15 protein-coding genes are annotated in these 14,387 nt (G+C 41.3%); 9 read left to right on the plus strand and 6 right to left on the minus strand.

Features of this window, described 5'->3' with window-relative positions; genetic code table 11:
• Positions 1-167 precede the first annotated feature (167 nt).
• A complete protein-coding gene (locus KXD93_RS11095; RefSeq protein WP_258137162.1) occupies positions 168-797 on the plus strand; it encodes a tetratricopeptide repeat protein in 630 nt (209 codons plus the stop codon).
• A gap of 476 nt (positions 798-1,273) precedes the next feature.
• Positions 1,274-1,501, plus strand: a complete 228-nt coding sequence (locus KXD93_RS11100; RefSeq protein WP_258137163.1) for a hypothetical protein — start codon at positions 1,274-1,276, stop codon at positions 1,499-1,501.
• A gap of 128 nt (positions 1,502-1,629) precedes the next feature.
• On the opposite strand, the gene KXD93_RS11105 is transcribed toward KXD93_RS11100, so the two are convergent.
• Together KXD93_RS11105 and gpmI are read right to left on the minus strand one after the other, a co-directional pair.
• Entirely contained in the window at positions 1,630-2,178 is a 549-nt protein-coding gene (locus tag KXD93_RS11105; RefSeq protein ID WP_258137164.1) for a hypothetical protein, read from the minus strand.
• Complete coding sequence (gene gpmI, locus KXD93_RS11110; RefSeq protein ID WP_258137165.1) at positions 2,165-3,688, minus strand: 2,3-bisphosphoglycerate-independent phosphoglycerate mutase; 1,524 nt, start codon at positions 3,686-3,688, stop codon at positions 2,165-2,167. Before gpmI ends, KXD93_RS11105 begins: the two co-directional genes overlap by 14 nt.
• Before the next feature lie 178 nt (positions 3,689-3,866).
• Between gpmI and KXD93_RS11115 the strand changes: the two genes are divergently transcribed.
• The 4 genes from KXD93_RS11115 to KXD93_RS11130 all read left to right on the plus strand — a co-directional run bounded on the left by KXD93_RS11115 (position 3,867) and on the right by KXD93_RS11130 (position 6,818).
• The gene (locus KXD93_RS11115; protein WP_258137166.1) at positions 3,867-4,256 is read left to right on the plus strand and encodes a DUF4783 domain-containing protein; all 390 of its coding nucleotides are present in this window, start codon (positions 3,867-3,869) and stop codon (positions 4,254-4,256) included.
• A gap of 146 nt (positions 4,257-4,402) precedes the next feature.
• Positions 4,403-5,248: a carboxylating nicotinate-nucleotide diphosphorylase gene (nadC, locus tag KXD93_RS11120; RefSeq protein WP_258137167.1), complete on the plus strand. Its 846-nt coding sequence runs from the start codon at positions 4,403-4,405 to the stop codon at positions 5,246-5,248.
• Between the two features lie 134 nt (positions 5,249-5,382).
• Complete coding sequence (plsY, locus tag KXD93_RS11125; RefSeq protein ID WP_258137168.1) at positions 5,383-6,060, plus strand: glycerol-3-phosphate 1-O-acyltransferase PlsY; 678 nt, start codon at positions 5,383-5,385, stop codon at positions 6,058-6,060.
• A 14-nt stretch (positions 6,061-6,074) separates the two neighbouring features.
• Positions 6,075-6,818: a YqjF family protein gene (locus KXD93_RS11130; protein WP_258137169.1), complete on the plus strand. Its 744-nt coding sequence runs from the start codon at positions 6,075-6,077 to the stop codon at positions 6,816-6,818.
• On the opposite strand, the gene KXD93_RS11135 is transcribed toward KXD93_RS11130, so the two are convergent.
• From KXD93_RS11135 to KXD93_RS11150, 4 genes are all read right to left on the minus strand, one after another.
• Positions 6,793-8,055, minus strand: coding sequence for an anthranilate synthase component I family protein (locus tag KXD93_RS11135; protein ID WP_258137170.1), 1,263 nt, complete (start codon positions 8,053-8,055; stop codon positions 6,793-6,795). The two genes, KXD93_RS11130 and KXD93_RS11135, sit on opposite strands and share 26 nt — an antisense overlap.
• A gap of 75 nt (positions 8,056-8,130) precedes the next feature.
• Positions 8,131-9,408, minus strand: a complete 1,278-nt coding sequence (locus tag KXD93_RS11140; RefSeq protein WP_258137171.1) for an adenylosuccinate synthase — start codon at positions 9,406-9,408, stop codon at positions 8,131-8,133.
• A gap of 118 nt (positions 9,409-9,526) precedes the next feature.
• Positions 9,527-9,997, minus strand: coding sequence for a Fur family transcriptional regulator (locus KXD93_RS11145; protein WP_258137172.1), 471 nt, complete (start codon positions 9,995-9,997; stop codon positions 9,527-9,529).
• Between the two features lie 165 nt (positions 9,998-10,162).
• Positions 10,163-12,385: a RelA/SpoT family protein gene (locus KXD93_RS11150; protein ID WP_258137173.1), complete on the minus strand. Its 2,223-nt coding sequence runs from the start codon at positions 12,383-12,385 to the stop codon at positions 10,163-10,165.
• A 113-nt stretch (positions 12,386-12,498) separates the two neighbouring features.
• Here KXD93_RS11150 and KXD93_RS11155 point away from each other — a divergent pair, with 113 nt between their 5' ends.
• From KXD93_RS11155 to bshB1, 3 genes are read left to right on the plus strand one after another with little or no spacing between them, the layout of a single operon-like run.
• Positions 12,499-13,113, plus strand: a complete 615-nt coding sequence (locus KXD93_RS11155) for a DUF4294 domain-containing protein (protein WP_258137174.1) — start codon at positions 12,499-12,501, stop codon at positions 13,111-13,113.
• 2 nt (positions 13,114-13,115) lie between these two features.
• Positions 13,116-13,616 carry a glutathione peroxidase gene (locus KXD93_RS11160; RefSeq protein ID WP_258137175.1) on the plus strand — a complete coding sequence of 167 codons (501 nt, stop codon included), beginning with the start codon at positions 13,116-13,118 and terminating at the stop codon, positions 13,614-13,616.
• 11 nt (positions 13,617-13,627) lie between these two features.
• Positions 13,628-14,350 carry a bacillithiol biosynthesis deacetylase BshB1 gene (gene bshB1, locus KXD93_RS11165; protein ID WP_258137176.1) on the plus strand — a complete coding sequence of 241 codons (723 nt, stop codon included), beginning with the start codon at positions 13,628-13,630 and terminating at the stop codon, positions 14,348-14,350.
• Positions 14,351-14,387 lie beyond the last annotated feature (37 nt).

Consider the following 14,387-nt stretch of genomic DNA (forward strand, 5'->3'; position numbering starts at 1 on the left):
ACTATCTGAAAAAATAAAAATCTTGATAAAGATGAAAAAAAGTCATATTATCGCATTTTGTTTGATAGATTATTGAAATATTCGGTACAAAAATGTTTTGCTGGCATAATATTTTCCTGCAATAACAGTTTATAATATACTGTTTGGGTAAACACTATTAATCCTCAATGAAGATCTCGGTAATAATATCTTTCCTGATCATTTCTTCTCTCGAAAATGCTTCTGCTCAAAATTCCTATATAAAATTGGGACAGCAGGCGTTGGTAGATGGGGATTTTAAAGTTGCTGTAGCTCAGCTTGAGAAGGCGTGCCTTATCGATTCAACTAATTCTACCGCTTTACTGATGCTTGGTTATTCCTATTACCACAGCGAGAACTATAAAAAATCAATTGCGGCATATACAAAGGAGATAGCTATTAACCCTACCGATGCAACTGCATATTATTACAGGGCCCGTGCAAAGGGGTATTTAGGCAAGGACAACCAGCTTTCCGCCGCTGATAAGGAAAAGTATTTATTAGGTGCAATATTTGACCTTACCAAGGCAATAGCAATTGACCCTGATATTGCAAACAACAAATATTACCAGGTAAGAGGCATTGCTTATCGCGAATATGGTGTATTTAAACTACAGGCTGCTGTTCATCCCGGAGATAAGGTGCGTGGTATTAATGCACTGAAAGCGTCTATTATCGACCTTGAAAAGGTTTTAGCCGATAATCCATCAAGAACCGATATTTCCGCATTGATTGATCTTTCAAAGCAGAAACTTGACGAAGCTATAACACACAGGTAGCCGGGTTAACCAAAATGCAAATTTCGTTTTGACTTTATAATCGGTTGCATGATTTATTCTATGCACATCCACTATGAAGTTAGCATATCGATAATCAAAAGAGCACCACAACGGAGCCATTCTATTTATTTATTTTCTCAACTACCCACACAAATCTATTCCAGGGTTCATTTTTTGATTTTATTTTAGTTTTAATTTTGAAATCAAAAAATGCTGCGTTATTTTTACTCTCCTAAGCCGGGTTGTGATGCCAAACTTTTTCTCCAAACTTCTTGAACAAAAAGCTAACAGACCCGAAACTAATATGATACCGGGAAATTGCTGCATGTTGAAATCCCGTGAACGACACTAAGAAAATGGAAATAGAAAGGTATGTCGCCTATCTAAGGCGGTTAAGTATCAGCGATGCATTTAACGCATGTCCATCACAGGTAATTGAATAAATGAATTAAGTGCTTCATTAAATTTAAACAGAAATGAAAAAGCCACAATTAAACGCGCTGCAACCCGAAACAAGGGTAGCACTCACAAGGGAGCAAATGAAAAACGTGCGGGGTGGGTATATCATGCCCCCTACCGGCGATGATGATGCTGCCCATTATAATATGTGTTGTTGGGACGATGAGCCATCGAGCTGTAGTTATTGTGCCGTAGGAACTGTGTGTCAGCCAAAGTCCCATTTAGTTGCATGTTCTAGTTATTAATTGTTTATACAACGTGAAAAAGCGGTTAATGATCCTGAAGAACTTATTTCAGCTTTAAACAAAGAAGCATTAAGGTAAGAAGTGTATATTTCCTACAACGCCCTTCGAAATTACTTCAAATAACCATTTCAGCGCTCAATTACCCCTTGGATTATATAATGATTATTGCCCATTAGCTTTATATGCTGATCCTTTTGAATTAAGTATAGCGAATCAGGAAAATAGCTGAGCCTTTCGGTGGTTTTATATAAAATATTCTGCGTGCGGGTAAATATCAGCATCCATTTTACCTTTTGCTTATCCAGCTTGATCATTACTTCACGCACCTTTAAGTCTTCATCCTTCGCTTTGTAAAGCAGCACGTTATCACTGTTAAATACGGTGTAGCTGTTCTTCCAGGCCGGTTTGTTAATATCGGCGCCAATAAACATATCCAGTTCCTGCCCCCAGTTGGCAATCTTAACCTTTTTAGTTTCGGTAACGCCATTATGCGTTACCGTTTTGGTAACCAGTTTATTTAGCTTTTTAAGTCTTAAAGTATCAGCGGTAAAATATCCTTTTATATCAAAATATTTGTTACCTGTATCCTTAACGTCAGGCCGGCAGGCTATGCCGCCCAACATTACCCCGCCGATAAAAGCAATAGTGGTAAACAGCCTTAGTTTACACCAATACATTACCGCTCATTTTTTCGGGGATCGCTACGCCTAAAATTTTCAAAATAGTTGGCGCTATATCACCAAGCTTACCATCCTTAACCTCCTTTACATCGTCATCAATAATTATACACGGCACAAGGTTGGTGGTGTGTGCTGTATTTGGCGAACCGTCATCATTTATCATATAATCGGCATTGCCATGATCAGCGATGATAATGAATGAATAACCATTAGCCAAACCTGCTTCAACAACATCCTTAGTACAGCTATCAGCCGTTTCGGCTGCCTTAACCACCGCGCTGAACACACCTGTGTGCCCAACCATATCTGTATTGGCAAAGTTTAAAATAACAACGTCGGGCCATCCGCTTTTCAATTCCGGGATGATAGCATCACGGATACCCGCGGCGCTCATCTCCGGCTGCAAGTCATAAGTCGCCACCTTGGGCGATTGTACCAATAAACGTTTCTCATTAGTAAACTCTTTTTCCCGTCCTCCCGAAAAAAAGAAGGTAACGTGTGGATACTTTTCAGTTTCAGCTATCCTTATCTGGTTCTTTCCCGCATTTTGCAAAACCTCCCCTAAAGTCTCGGTCAAATCATCCTTATTAAACACAACCTTTACATTTTTAAAGGTTTCGTCGTAAGGTGTCATGGTGATATAATGCAGACCCAGCGGGTGCATATTATATTCAGGGAATGCTCGCTGGGTTAAGGCTACCGTAATTTCACGCCCTCTATCGGTCCTGAAATTAAAGCAGATCACTACATCGCCCTCCTTAATAACTGCCACCGGCTGCCCGGCTTCGTTAACCTTTACAATAGGTTTAATAAATTCATCGGTAACATCTTGCAGGTATGATTCCTTTATCGACTGAACAATATCATTCGTATGCGTACCCGTTCCGTTAACCATCAGGTCATAAGCCAGTTTAACACGCTCCCAGCGATTGTCCCGGTCCATGGCATAATACCTGCCTATGGCCGAAGCTATTTGTACGCTGGTGCCGGCAATGTAATTTTCAAGATCAGTAATAAACCCTTCTCCTGATTTTGGATCAGTATCCCTCCCATCCAGAAAAGCATGGATGAATACCTTATCCAGATTATAAACTGCCGCCGCATCGCAAAGGCCCTTTACATGTTTTATATGTGAGTGCACGCCCCCATCAGACACAAGTCCGATAAAATGTACATCCTTATTATTTTGTTTGGCATATTCAAAGGCCTCCTTTAAAACCGGGTTTTCGGGAAGCTCGTTGTCTTCAACAGCTTTATGAATGCGGCCCAATTCCTGGTAAACAACCCTACCGGCGCCAAGGTTCATGTGCCCTACTTCTGAATTGCCCATTTGCCCTGCAGGGAGCCCAACGGCCATTCCCGAGGCTTCAAGCTTTGAATTCGGATACTTTGCCAGCATCGAATCAAAAAAGGGAGTTTTAGCTGCAACTATGGCGTTCGAAGCATCATTACGGCCGTAACCCCAGCCGTCAAGGATAATTAATGCGATTTTTTTTTGTTTTTCCACAATGCAAATATAAAGGCAACGTTGTTAGTTGTATAAGATAATTTTCAATTGTTGATTTGTTGGCTATATTTAAATACCCCGCTAAATATAGCCAGCCCGTCAAATTCCCGATATATGGGAATCAACCAAATAAACAAAAACTGTAACGTTCATTTTTAATATTCGTCTAATAGCTATCATGAAGTTGCTTTACCTCCCTTTGTTTATACTTTATATGGTTCCGGCAGTAGTCGTTGATCCAATTGACAATGTTGCGGCCCTTATACGCCAGGGAGACACTAACCAGCTTTCAAAAATATTTGCTGCAACTGTTGAAATAACTATTCTGGACGAGGAGAATGTTTATTCAAAGGTGCAGGCTAAGCTTATCCTGGATAAGTTTTTTAGTCAGAACAAGCCGTTATCCATAAAGATGCTGCATAAAGTAAATTCAAACACCAACTATCTTTTTGGCGTACTCACCCTTACTACTGCTGGCGGGCCTTATCGTATAGCTTATACTTTAAAGAAAGCCGAAGGTGGTCTTGCACTCATTGAACTCCGCATAGAGACTGAAAAGATAAAGTGAGTTTATTGATGGTTAAAGTTAAACCAGGTTTAACTCGTTATTTTAACCTGCAAACCTACTCCGCCACCCTTTTCCTTTTTCCTCTAACTGCGAACCCTCAACTATGAACTTTTTACTACTTTTGGGTTTCAAAAAAACAACCCGTTTTGGACAAATTACTTATTGATCAATTTATACTAAACGCCCTTAAAGAAGATGTGGGCGATGGCGACCATACCTCGCTGGCAACTATCCCTGCAGGTACACAAGGCAAGGCAAAGCTTTTAATAAAAGACGAAGGTATTTTAGCAGGCGTAGAGCTTGCCCTTGAGATCTTTCATGTTGTTGATGCCGGGCTTAAGGTAAACGTATTTTTAAACGACGGGGCAAAGGTAAAGTTTAAGGATGTGGCATTTGAAGTTGAGGGTGATGCCCAAAGTATATTAAAAGCAGAACGACTGGTACTTAACTGCATGCAGCGGATGAGCGGAATAGCCACAAAAACCCGCGAAATTGTAGACCTTTTGGAAGGAACCAATACCAAGGTTCTGGATACCCGTAAAACGACACCGGGATTACGGTACCTGGAAAAATGGGCGGTAAGAATTGGCGGCGGCGTTAATCACCGTTTTGGTTTGTATGATATGATTTTAATAAAGGATAATCACGTGGATTATTCCGGTGGTATTAGACAGGCTATTGAAAATACGCAACAATATCTCGTTAATCAAAACAAAAAGCTTGCAATTGAGATTGAAGTAAGAAACCTTGACGAATTGCAGCAAGTGTTGGAAACAGGCGGAGTAAATCGTATATTGCTTGATAACTTTAACTATAATGATCTGCGCGACGCAGTAAATATCATTAATGGAAGATTTATTACCGAGGCTTCCGGCGGTATAACTATCGACACCATAAGAGAGTATGCATCCTGCGGAGTTGACTATATTTCTGTTGGTGCTTTAACGCACTCGGTCAAAAGCCTGGATCTGAGCTTAAAAGCGGTAAATTAGTGATTAGTTGAATAGCCGGTAAACAACCGGAGGAACTAAGAAAACGATGCTAAAAACGAATAAAAGATTGTATACACTTCCGGACTTTCGGACTTTCCCGACTTTCGGACTTAATTTATTAATATTGCGGTGAAATGATAACTGTCTACTCTGTTTCAGCGCTTATTCTGGCTTATTTCTGCGGCTCTATCCCCACAGCAGTTTGGATAGGACAGGCGTTCTATGGCGTTGACGTTCGTGAGTATGGTAGCGGAAACGCAGGAGCCACCAACACCTTCAGGGTACTTGGGAAGAAGGCAGGAATTCCTGTTATGCTTATCGATATACTAAAGGGGTGGACGGCAACCAGCCTTGCCACTTTCATCGGGGTTTCAACCACAGGCGGGCCGCATTCTAATTTAGTAAGTTACCAGTTGGCTTTAGGCATTGCTGCTGTTATGGGCCATCTATTCCCGGTATTTGCTGGTTTTAGGGGCGGCAAAGGTATAGCAACCTTATTTGGAATGGTTTTGGCAGTTAACCTGGATGCCGCACTGCTTTGTGTATCCGTGTTTATTGTCGTGCTTTTCATTACCAGGTACGTATCGCTTAGCTCAATCACAGCCGGCTTTGCCTATTTAATAGGCGTAACATTTTTTTATAATAAGTACACAAATAATCTTGTTGTTATTTTTGGAATGCTGATTTGCCTTTTGATAATGGTTACACACCAAAAAAATATCGAACGGCTGCTTAAAGGAAAGGAATCAAAGGTAAACCTGTTTAAGAAAAAAACCAGCGTCCCCACCAGCACCGACTCCGAACCCGCTTAATTTAATCGCATTTTATGGGAAAACGAAAATTTCTGCAGGCACAATGGAATGACCTGTTAATGCTGAATTATGAAGTTGATCCTGAGATCTTAAAACCGTATTTGCCCCCGGCAACAGAGCTCGATCTTTGGCAAGGGAAGGCGCTGGTAAGCATGGTAGGATTTATGTTCCGCGAAACAAAAGTGCTTGGCGTTAAATGGCCTTTCCACGTTAACTTTGAAGAAGTTAACCTGCGCTTTTATGTAAGGCATTTTGATGGTAAGGAATGGAAGCGGGGTGCTGTGTTTATCAGCGAGATTGTACCAAAAAGTATCATTGCATTTATCGCAAACAATCTTTATAAAGAACATTACCGGGCCTTGCCCATGCGGCATTCACAAATCCCCGCATACGAAAATCAAACTGAATTTGCATACGAATGGAAGTTGAAGGGCCGCTGGAACAGGCTGGCAGCCAAGGTAAGTGATCATTTTGAAGATATTAAGCCCGGCAGCCCCGAAGAATTTATTTTTGAGCATTACTGGGGATACAACAAGCTTACCGATCTTAAAACCATGCAATACCAGGTAGAGCATATCTCATGGCAGGTAGCAAAAGTTAGCGAATGCATTTTTGATGCGGATGTAGCCGAATTGTATGGAGAAGAATTTATTCCATTTTTGAGTAAGAAACCATATTCCGCTTTTTTTGCGAATGGATCGGAAATTAGTGTGAGGATTGGAGAGAAGATAATTATTGACCCAACACCTCCAAAATAGCCTGCGCCTTAAGTAAACACTCCTCATACTCTTTTTCAGCATCAGCGTGATAGGTAATAGCGCTACCTGCATGGAATGACAAATAGTTGTTCTTGCTATTATAAAGCAATGTCCTGATCACTACATTAAAATCAAAATCACCATCAGGACTGAAATAACCCAACGCACCGGAATATACCCCTCTCCTGCTGCGCTCATATTTCTCCATAAGTTGCATGGCGCTTATTTTGGGTGCGCCTGTCATGCTGCCCATAGGAAAGGTATTTTTGATAGCCTGTACAGCGCTTATGTCGCCCCTAAGTTCACATACTACGGTTGAGATCATTTGATGCACGTGCTGAAAGCTGTAAACGCCAAAAAGCTCCTCCGTTTTAACAGTTCCCGGCTTTGCTGAATGAGTGAGATCGTTCCTGACCAGGTCGACTATCATTACGTTTTCCTGCAACTCCTTAGCGTGGTTTCTTAATTCACGGATGATCTCTTGATCTTCCTCCTCGGTTATGCCGCGTTTTGCCGTCCCCTTAATTGGTTGCGATATTAATTTATCACCACGCTTTGCCAGGAATCGCTCGGGCGTTGCGCACAGAACGTAGTTATCATTCAATTTAAAAAAAGAAGCAAAAGGATTTGGCGACACTTCATTCAACTTTGAAAACACGGCCTTTGGATCTATTACTGCATTTTCCGCGAAAAATTCCTGGCAAAAATTGGTAACGTAAATATCGCCACGGTTGATGTGTTCCTGTATTTTTTCGACTGCCGCTATATATTCCTGCCTGGTAAAACGGGTTTGAATATCTGCTACTGGAATTTGCTCATCCGCGTAAATTTCCTGTCGCTCAATATCTTCAAAATCACGCTGTGCGTCATCAGCTAATATTTCAACTTCACTGCCTTTTATGATGATTAAATACTCCGGAACAAAAAAATACAAGCCTGGAAAATTCAGGTGATCAGGATTTTCAGATGTTAAATTTTCAACTTCATTCTTTAAATCGTAGGTGAGAAATCCGGCCATCCATCCCGGATGCTGGTTCCGAAATTGTTCCAGTTGATCAAAAGCAGTGCCCGCTCCGGCTAGAATATCAGCCTTAACACCGGCTGCAATTAAAGTATCAAATTTAGAATATGGATCGGAGAAATTGTTTGAATCAAGATAACAGCAAACATCAAAGCCCGATGCCCATTGCAAGGCTTTCCTTTTAAATTCTTTCGGGTCGGCAACCTGTTTAATCACTGAACAAAAATAGATATAAAAATTAAAGGCTCCGTTTTGGGGAGCCTTCGTTATAAAAATGAATAATTTCCTCGCTTAGTGCAGCACCAACGTCTGCTTCCTATCTGGCCCTACTGATAAATATTTGATTGGCACTTCTAATTCCTTCTCCAAATAGTCAATATACGATTGAAGTTTAGCCGGTATTTCGGAAAGTTCAGTTATGCCAGTCAGATCCTCGTTCCAGCCGTCAATTTCCTTCAACACAGGAACAGCTTCAACACAGCAGATATCATATGGCATGTAATCTATCTTTTCGCCCAAATAGTTATAGTGTGTACAAGCGTAGATCTTATCAAAGCCGCTCAATACATCTGCCTTGGTCATTACCATCTGGGTAACGCCATTAAGCATTATGGCATATTTTAATGCAGGCAAATCTATCCAACCTGTACGGCGTGGCCTACCTGTAGTAGCGCCAAATTCGTGACCTATCCTGCGTAATTCTTCACCAGTTTCGTCGTTAAGTTCTGTTGGGAACGGACCGCCGCCTACACGTGTGCAGTAAGCTTTGAAGATTCCTATCACTTCTCCTATTTTGTTTGGAGCAATCCCAAGGCCGGTACAAGCACCCGCGGTAGTGGTGTTTGACGAAGTTACAAATGGATACGATCCAAAATCGATGTCAAGCATTGTGCCTTGAGCTCCTTCTGCCAAAACCCTTTTACCTTGCTTTAAGTAGCTATTCACCAAATGCTCCGAATCAACCAATTGGAATTTATTGATCAGTTCAACAGCTTCAAAAAATGCTTGCTCGCGTTCCGAGAAATCAGCAACCTCGCCGTATAATGATGTAAGCATTGATACATGCTTGTCAACCAACTTCTGGTAACGCTCCTTAAAATCGGGCAATGTGGTATCACCAACACGTAAACCATTTCTACCGGTTTTGTCCATATAGGTCGGACCAATGCCTTTTAGTGTCGATCCAATTTTACCCTCGCCCATCCTCTTTTCAGAAGCAGCATCAAGCAATTGATGAGTAGGCAATATCAGGTGAGCCTTTTTTGCTATCATTAAATTGCCTTTGGCCAACAGGTCATGACCGGCATCCTTCAATTTATCTATTTCCTTTTTCAGGGTAATAGGATCTATAACAACACCATTACCTATCAGGTTCATGGTATTCTCAAAAAATATACCCGATGGGATGGTATTCAGTACAAACTTTTTACCATCAAACTCAAGCGTATGGCCTGCATTCGGCCCGCCCTGGAAACGCGCGATCAGGTCGTAACCTGCGCTCAGTACATCAACAATTTTTCCTTTGCCTTCATCGCCCCACTGGAGGCCTAATAATACGTCAACAGCCATTAATTTCTTTATATCGTTTTAATAATCGTCAAATACTTAGTAAAATAATAATTTATTAAACACCACAAAGGTATCATCATAAGTATATTATCATTGTAAAATCAAAAAAGATTTTTTGTTATTGGGCTTTTCTATCGCAAAAACCTGCACGCAGTTTTTCGCAGTTACCATACAGGTTTAATGAGTGGTGTTTTATCTCAAACTTCAGCAATGTACCCATCATACTCTGAATCTGCTGAATGCGCGGATCGCAAAACTCAACTACCTTTCCGCAGTCGATGCAAATAATGTGGTCATGCTGTTTATAGCCGTATGATTTTTCGAACTGGGCCATGTTTTTGCCGAACTGGTGTTTGGTCACCAAATCGCACGATACCAGCAGCTCTAAAGTATTGTAAACCGTAGCCCGGCTAACACGGTATTTTTTATTTTTCATGTGGATGTATAATGATTCCACATCAAAGTGATCGCTCCGGGAGTATATTTCTTCAAGTATCGCAAAACGCTCAGGAGTTTTCCTAAGGTTTTTATTTTCAAGATAAGCCTCGAAAATCTTTTTAACCATCTCTATGGTTTCCTGTTGAGACATGTTTGTTTATTAAAGGGCAAAGTTAAGAATTTAGTTTGGAGTTGATTAAGTTTATTAGGTTGATTGAGTTGTAAAAAATCAAAACCTTTATAATTGATAATTTCGCCAGTGCTGTTCATTCCCAACCACTCACTTAATCAACATAATAAACTCAATCAACTATCTTCAGGACGCCTTCTCAATTAATGAATCAAACCGTGTAACGGCTGTTATGCCCTTTACCGTTTTTAGCTTCCTTACCAGGTTTTCCAAATGATCAGTATCGTTTACATATACCATTATTGATCCTTCAAAAATTCCATTGTCGCTATCAACTGTAATAGAGCGGATATTCACCTTAAAATCGTTGGATATTACGGTGGTTAATTGATTTATTAATCCGACCTCATCAATGCCGGTAATTCTTAGCCCGGTTAAAAATGCAAGTTCTTGTTGGTTTGTCCATTTTGCCTTTACTATCCGGTAACCGTAGTTGGCCATCAATTTAGCTGCGTTAGGGCAGTTTGTTCTATGAATTTTTATGCCATCGCTTACCGTAACAAAGCCAAAAACATCATCGCCAGGGATAGGATTACAGCAATTGGCCAGCTTGTAATCTATCTTTTGCATATCCTCACCTATCAGCAGCATATCGCTGTCTTTGGCTTTTATGCTCCGCATCAGGCTCTGCAGCTGTTCAGTTTCTATCTTATCCTGCGGCTTGTTTTCAATTACCTTTTCCGATGCCTGGTATTCCTTCAGGTCCTTCATATCAATAGTACCTTTGGCAATATTGTAGAATAAGTCCTGGGTAGAGGGTAGCTTAAAGAAATAGCTAAGTTTATGGATATTCTCCGAGTTGTAAGTGATCTTTAACGACTTCATCTTACGCTCCAATATCTCCTTGCCGTCTTCAGCTATCTTGCGTTTCTCTTCCTTTAAGGCTGATTTTATCTTCGCTTTAGCCTTGGCGGTAACAACAATATTCAGCCAGTCTTCTTTCGGCGTTTGCTTGCTTGATGTGATAACCTCTACCTGGTCGCCATTTTGCAGTTTGTGGCTTAAAGGAACCAACTTGTGGTTCACCTTAGCGCCAATACAGCTGGCACCCACATCGGTATGAATCTCAAACGCAAAATCAAGTGCGCTCGCGCCAAGCGGCAACTGGATCAAGGCGCCCTTTGGCGTAAAAATAAAGATCTCATCAGAGAACAGGTTCATTTTGAAATCATCCAAAAAGTCGAGCGCGTTGGAATCAGGGTTTTTAAGCATGTCCCTAACCTTTTGTACCCAAAGATCAAGTCCGCTATCGGTTGATGATTCTTTGTATTTCCAGTGTGCGGCAAAACCCTTTTCGGCAATTTCATTCATCCGCTTGGTTCTTATCTGCACCTCAACCCATTGTCCGCGCGGTCCCATTACTGTCGTATGCAATGATTCATAACCGTTAGCCTTGGGCGATGAGATCCAGTCGCGCAGCCTGTCAGGGTTAGGCCGATAAAGATCGGTAACTATGGAATATGCCTTCCAGCAATCCGCCTTTTCGTTTTCCGGCGTGCTGTCTAAAATTATCCTGATAGCAAAAAGATCATATACCTCTTCAAAGGGTATAGCCTTTTTCTTCATCTTGTTCCAGATGGAGTGAATTGATTTTGGCCGGCCAAACAAATCTCCGTGCAGGTCCTGTCCTTCCAAAACTTTTTTTACCGGCTCAATAAAATCCCTGATGAATTTTTCGCGCTCTGCCTTTTTTTCGTTCAGCTTATTTTTAATAAACTGGTAGGTTTCCCTTTCCATGTACTTCATAGAAAGATCTTCGAGTTCCGATTTTATAGCATATAAGCCCAGGCGGTGTGCAAGCGGAGCATACAGGTAAACAGTTTCTGAAGAAAGCTTAAGCTGTTTATCGCGCGGCATAAACTCCATGGTGCGCATATTGTGCAGGCGGTCGGCCAGCTTTATCAATATCACCCTTACATCGTCGGCAAGGGTAAGCAGCATTTTACGAAAGTTTTCAGCCTGAAGCGAACTATTGGTATCAAATACGCCCGAGATCTTTGTCAGACCATCAATGATCATAGCCACCTTCTTGCCAAATTCCCTTTCAATATCATCCAGGGTCATGTTGGTGTCCTCCACAACATCATGCAGCAAGGCACATACTATGGACGTTGTACCCAACCCAATTTCCTCGGCAGCTATTTGTGCAACAGCAATGGGATGATAGATATAAGGTTCGCCCGATTTTCGGCGCATATCCTTATGGCTTTCAAGCGCCATCTCAAATGCCTTACGAATCATGCGCTTATCGCCCTTTTGTAAGGTGGATTTTGACGCACGCAGCAAAGCACGATATCTTTTTAAGATCTCATTCTTTTCGGCTTCCAGGTCTATCACTATGTCCTTCATTCTATCATCCTATCCTTATCTTGTTAAAAATCATTACCTTGCAATAAAAATTATAATTGCAGGTTATAATAATTACCAAAATAAATTACGTTATTTTTGTACTACGTAAAATTATGAAATTTATTGGCTTATTGTTGCTGTTTTGTTGCTTATTGGGCTCCGTAAAGGCTCAAACAGACAAACCCGCACCATTAATTCTAGGCAAAAATGATACCATCCGTACTTACCTCACTGTTGACAGTGGAAAGTTACTGCCATGGATAGTAATGCATGAGGTCAGAATCAATGATACCCGCATCTTCAAAAGCCAGGCCGACTTAGACAATTACCGCCGCTTACGATATAATGTGATGAAGGTATTACCCTATGCGCGTTTTGCGGCACAAAGATATAACAAACTACAGCGCGACCTTGCTTTAACCGGCGACAGGCATCAGCAAAAAGCACTCATAAACAACTGCGAAACTGAGATAAAGGCTTTGTTCAATAAAGAGATCAAAGACCTGACAATAAGTCAGGGGGAGGTTTTAATTAAGTTGATCGACCGTGAAACCGGCAACACCAGTTACGCCATGGTGAAAGATTTAAAGGGCGGATTCAAGGCTTTCCTGCTACAATCGGCAGCCCGCATTTTCGGTCACGACTTGAAGGAAACCTATAATCCTGACGAGCAAAAAGATATCGAAGCCATCCTGAATCAAGCGGGATACGTTTCATCTAACAATTAATAATGGTTGATAAAAGCATTTACCAGTTTGACATACAGCAGTTAAACGGTGAGAAAATTAGCTTATCTGAATATAAAGATAAAGTCCTCCTGATAGTTAACACCGCCTCCCAATGCGGTTTTACGCCACAACTTAAGGAACTTGCACAATTAAAAAAGGATTTTCCCGGCGGTAATTTTGAAATCCTCGCCTTTCCATCAAATGATTTCGGGGGCCAGGAACCCCTGGAGGGAAAAGCTATTGAAGAATTTTGTGAGATCCAGGAAGTAAATTACCCTGTTTTTGAAAAGATTCGCGTAAGAGGCCCATATGCCGATCCGCTTTACCAGTTTTTTGCAGACAAAAAGCAGAATGGCAAGTTGGGTTCGGTACCCCGCTGGAACTTTCATAAATTTTTAATTAATAAATCGGGGCTGGTTACCGATTTCTTTTATCCCTTTACCAAGCCAACGTCTTCAAAAATAAGGAAGCAGATTGCACGCTTACTGGCGCCCGGTAAATAATCGATTTTTTTATGCTTAAATTAGATATTTTAGTTTTATCAGTTCATCCTGACGACGCCGAACTTGGCTGTGGGGGCACTATTTTAAAACATATAGCAAAAGGTAAAACCGTTGGTATTGTTGATCTTACCCGAGGTGAGCTTGGCACCCGGGGCTCGGCCGAAATTCGCGATAAGGAGGCTGCTGAGGCTGGCCGGATTCTTGGCCTTGCAGTAAGAGAGAATTTAGCCATCCCTGATGGTTTCTTTGAGAACACCCGGGAATATCAGCTTAAAGTAATTGCCGCTATCCGTAAATATCAACCCGAAATTATAATAACCAATGCCTACCACGACAGGCACCCTGACCATGGGCGCGCCAACAAGCTGGTTGAAGAATCTTCGTTTTTATCAGGGTTGAGAAAAATTGAAACCACTGACAGCGGCAAGATACAGGAAGCATGGCGACCCAAACAAGTTTTGCACTTTATACAGGATAATTATATCAAACCGGATATCCTGGTAGATGTAACGGATTATTGGAATACAAAGGTTGAAAGCATCATGGCTTACGGTTCACAGTTCTATAATCCTGAATGGGACGATGAACCACAGACCTATATATCGTCGCCGGAGTTTATCCGGGTAGTTGAAGCCCGCGCACGCGAGTTCGGCAAAAGCATTAACGTAAAATTTGCTGAAGGATTTACTTCGCGAAAGATTTTAGGTGTGGATAGTCTTTTTGATTTAAAGTAGTCCGAAAGTCCGGAAAGTCGGAAAAGTCCGAAAGATG

Source organism: Mucilaginibacter phenanthrenivorans (assembly GCF_024721155.1).
Classification (GTDB): domain Bacteria; phylum Bacteroidota; class Bacteroidia; order Sphingobacteriales; family Sphingobacteriaceae; genus Mucilaginibacter; species Mucilaginibacter phenanthrenivorans.

Excerpts from the sequence above, each read along its gene's own strand:
- KXD93_RS11100 (WP_258137163.1), top strand. The coding sequence starts at position 1,274 with ATGAAAAAGCCACAATTAAACGCGCTGCAACCCGAAACAAGGGTAGCA.
- KXD93_RS11140 (WP_258137171.1), bottom strand. The coding sequence starts at position 9,408 with ATGGCTGTTGACGTATTATTAGGCCTCCAGTGGGGCGATGAAGGCAAA.
- KXD93_RS11130 (WP_258137169.1), top strand. The coding sequence starts at position 6,075 with ATGGGAAAACGAAAATTTCTGCAGGCACAATGGAATGACCTGTTAATG.
- KXD93_RS11155 (WP_258137174.1), top strand. The coding sequence starts at position 12,499 with ATGAAATTTATTGGCTTATTGTTGCTGTTTTGTTGCTTATTGGGCTCC.
- bshB1 (WP_258137176.1), top strand. The coding sequence starts at position 13,628 with ATGCTTAAATTAGATATTTTAGTTTTATCAGTTCATCCTGACGACGCC.
- KXD93_RS11150 (WP_258137173.1), bottom strand. The coding sequence starts at position 12,385 with ATGAAGGACATAGTGATAGACCTGGAAGCCGAAAAGAATGAGATCTTA.
- KXD93_RS11145 (WP_258137172.1), bottom strand. The coding sequence starts at position 9,997 with ATGTCTCAACAGGAAACCATAGAGATGGTTAAAAAGATTTTCGAGGCT.
- KXD93_RS11160 (WP_258137175.1), top strand. The coding sequence starts at position 13,116 with ATGGTTGATAAAAGCATTTACCAGTTTGACATACAGCAGTTAAACGGT.
- plsY (WP_258137168.1), top strand. The coding sequence starts at position 5,383 with ATGATAACTGTCTACTCTGTTTCAGCGCTTATTCTGGCTTATTTCTGC.
- KXD93_RS11105 (WP_258137164.1), bottom strand. The coding sequence starts at position 2,178 with ATGTATTGGTGTAAACTAAGGCTGTTTACCACTATTGCTTTTATCGGC.
- KXD93_RS11095 (WP_258137162.1), top strand. The coding sequence starts at position 168 with ATGAAGATCTCGGTAATAATATCTTTCCTGATCATTTCTTCTCTCGAA.
- KXD93_RS11115 (WP_258137166.1), top strand. The coding sequence starts at position 3,867 with ATGAAGTTGCTTTACCTCCCTTTGTTTATACTTTATATGGTTCCGGCA.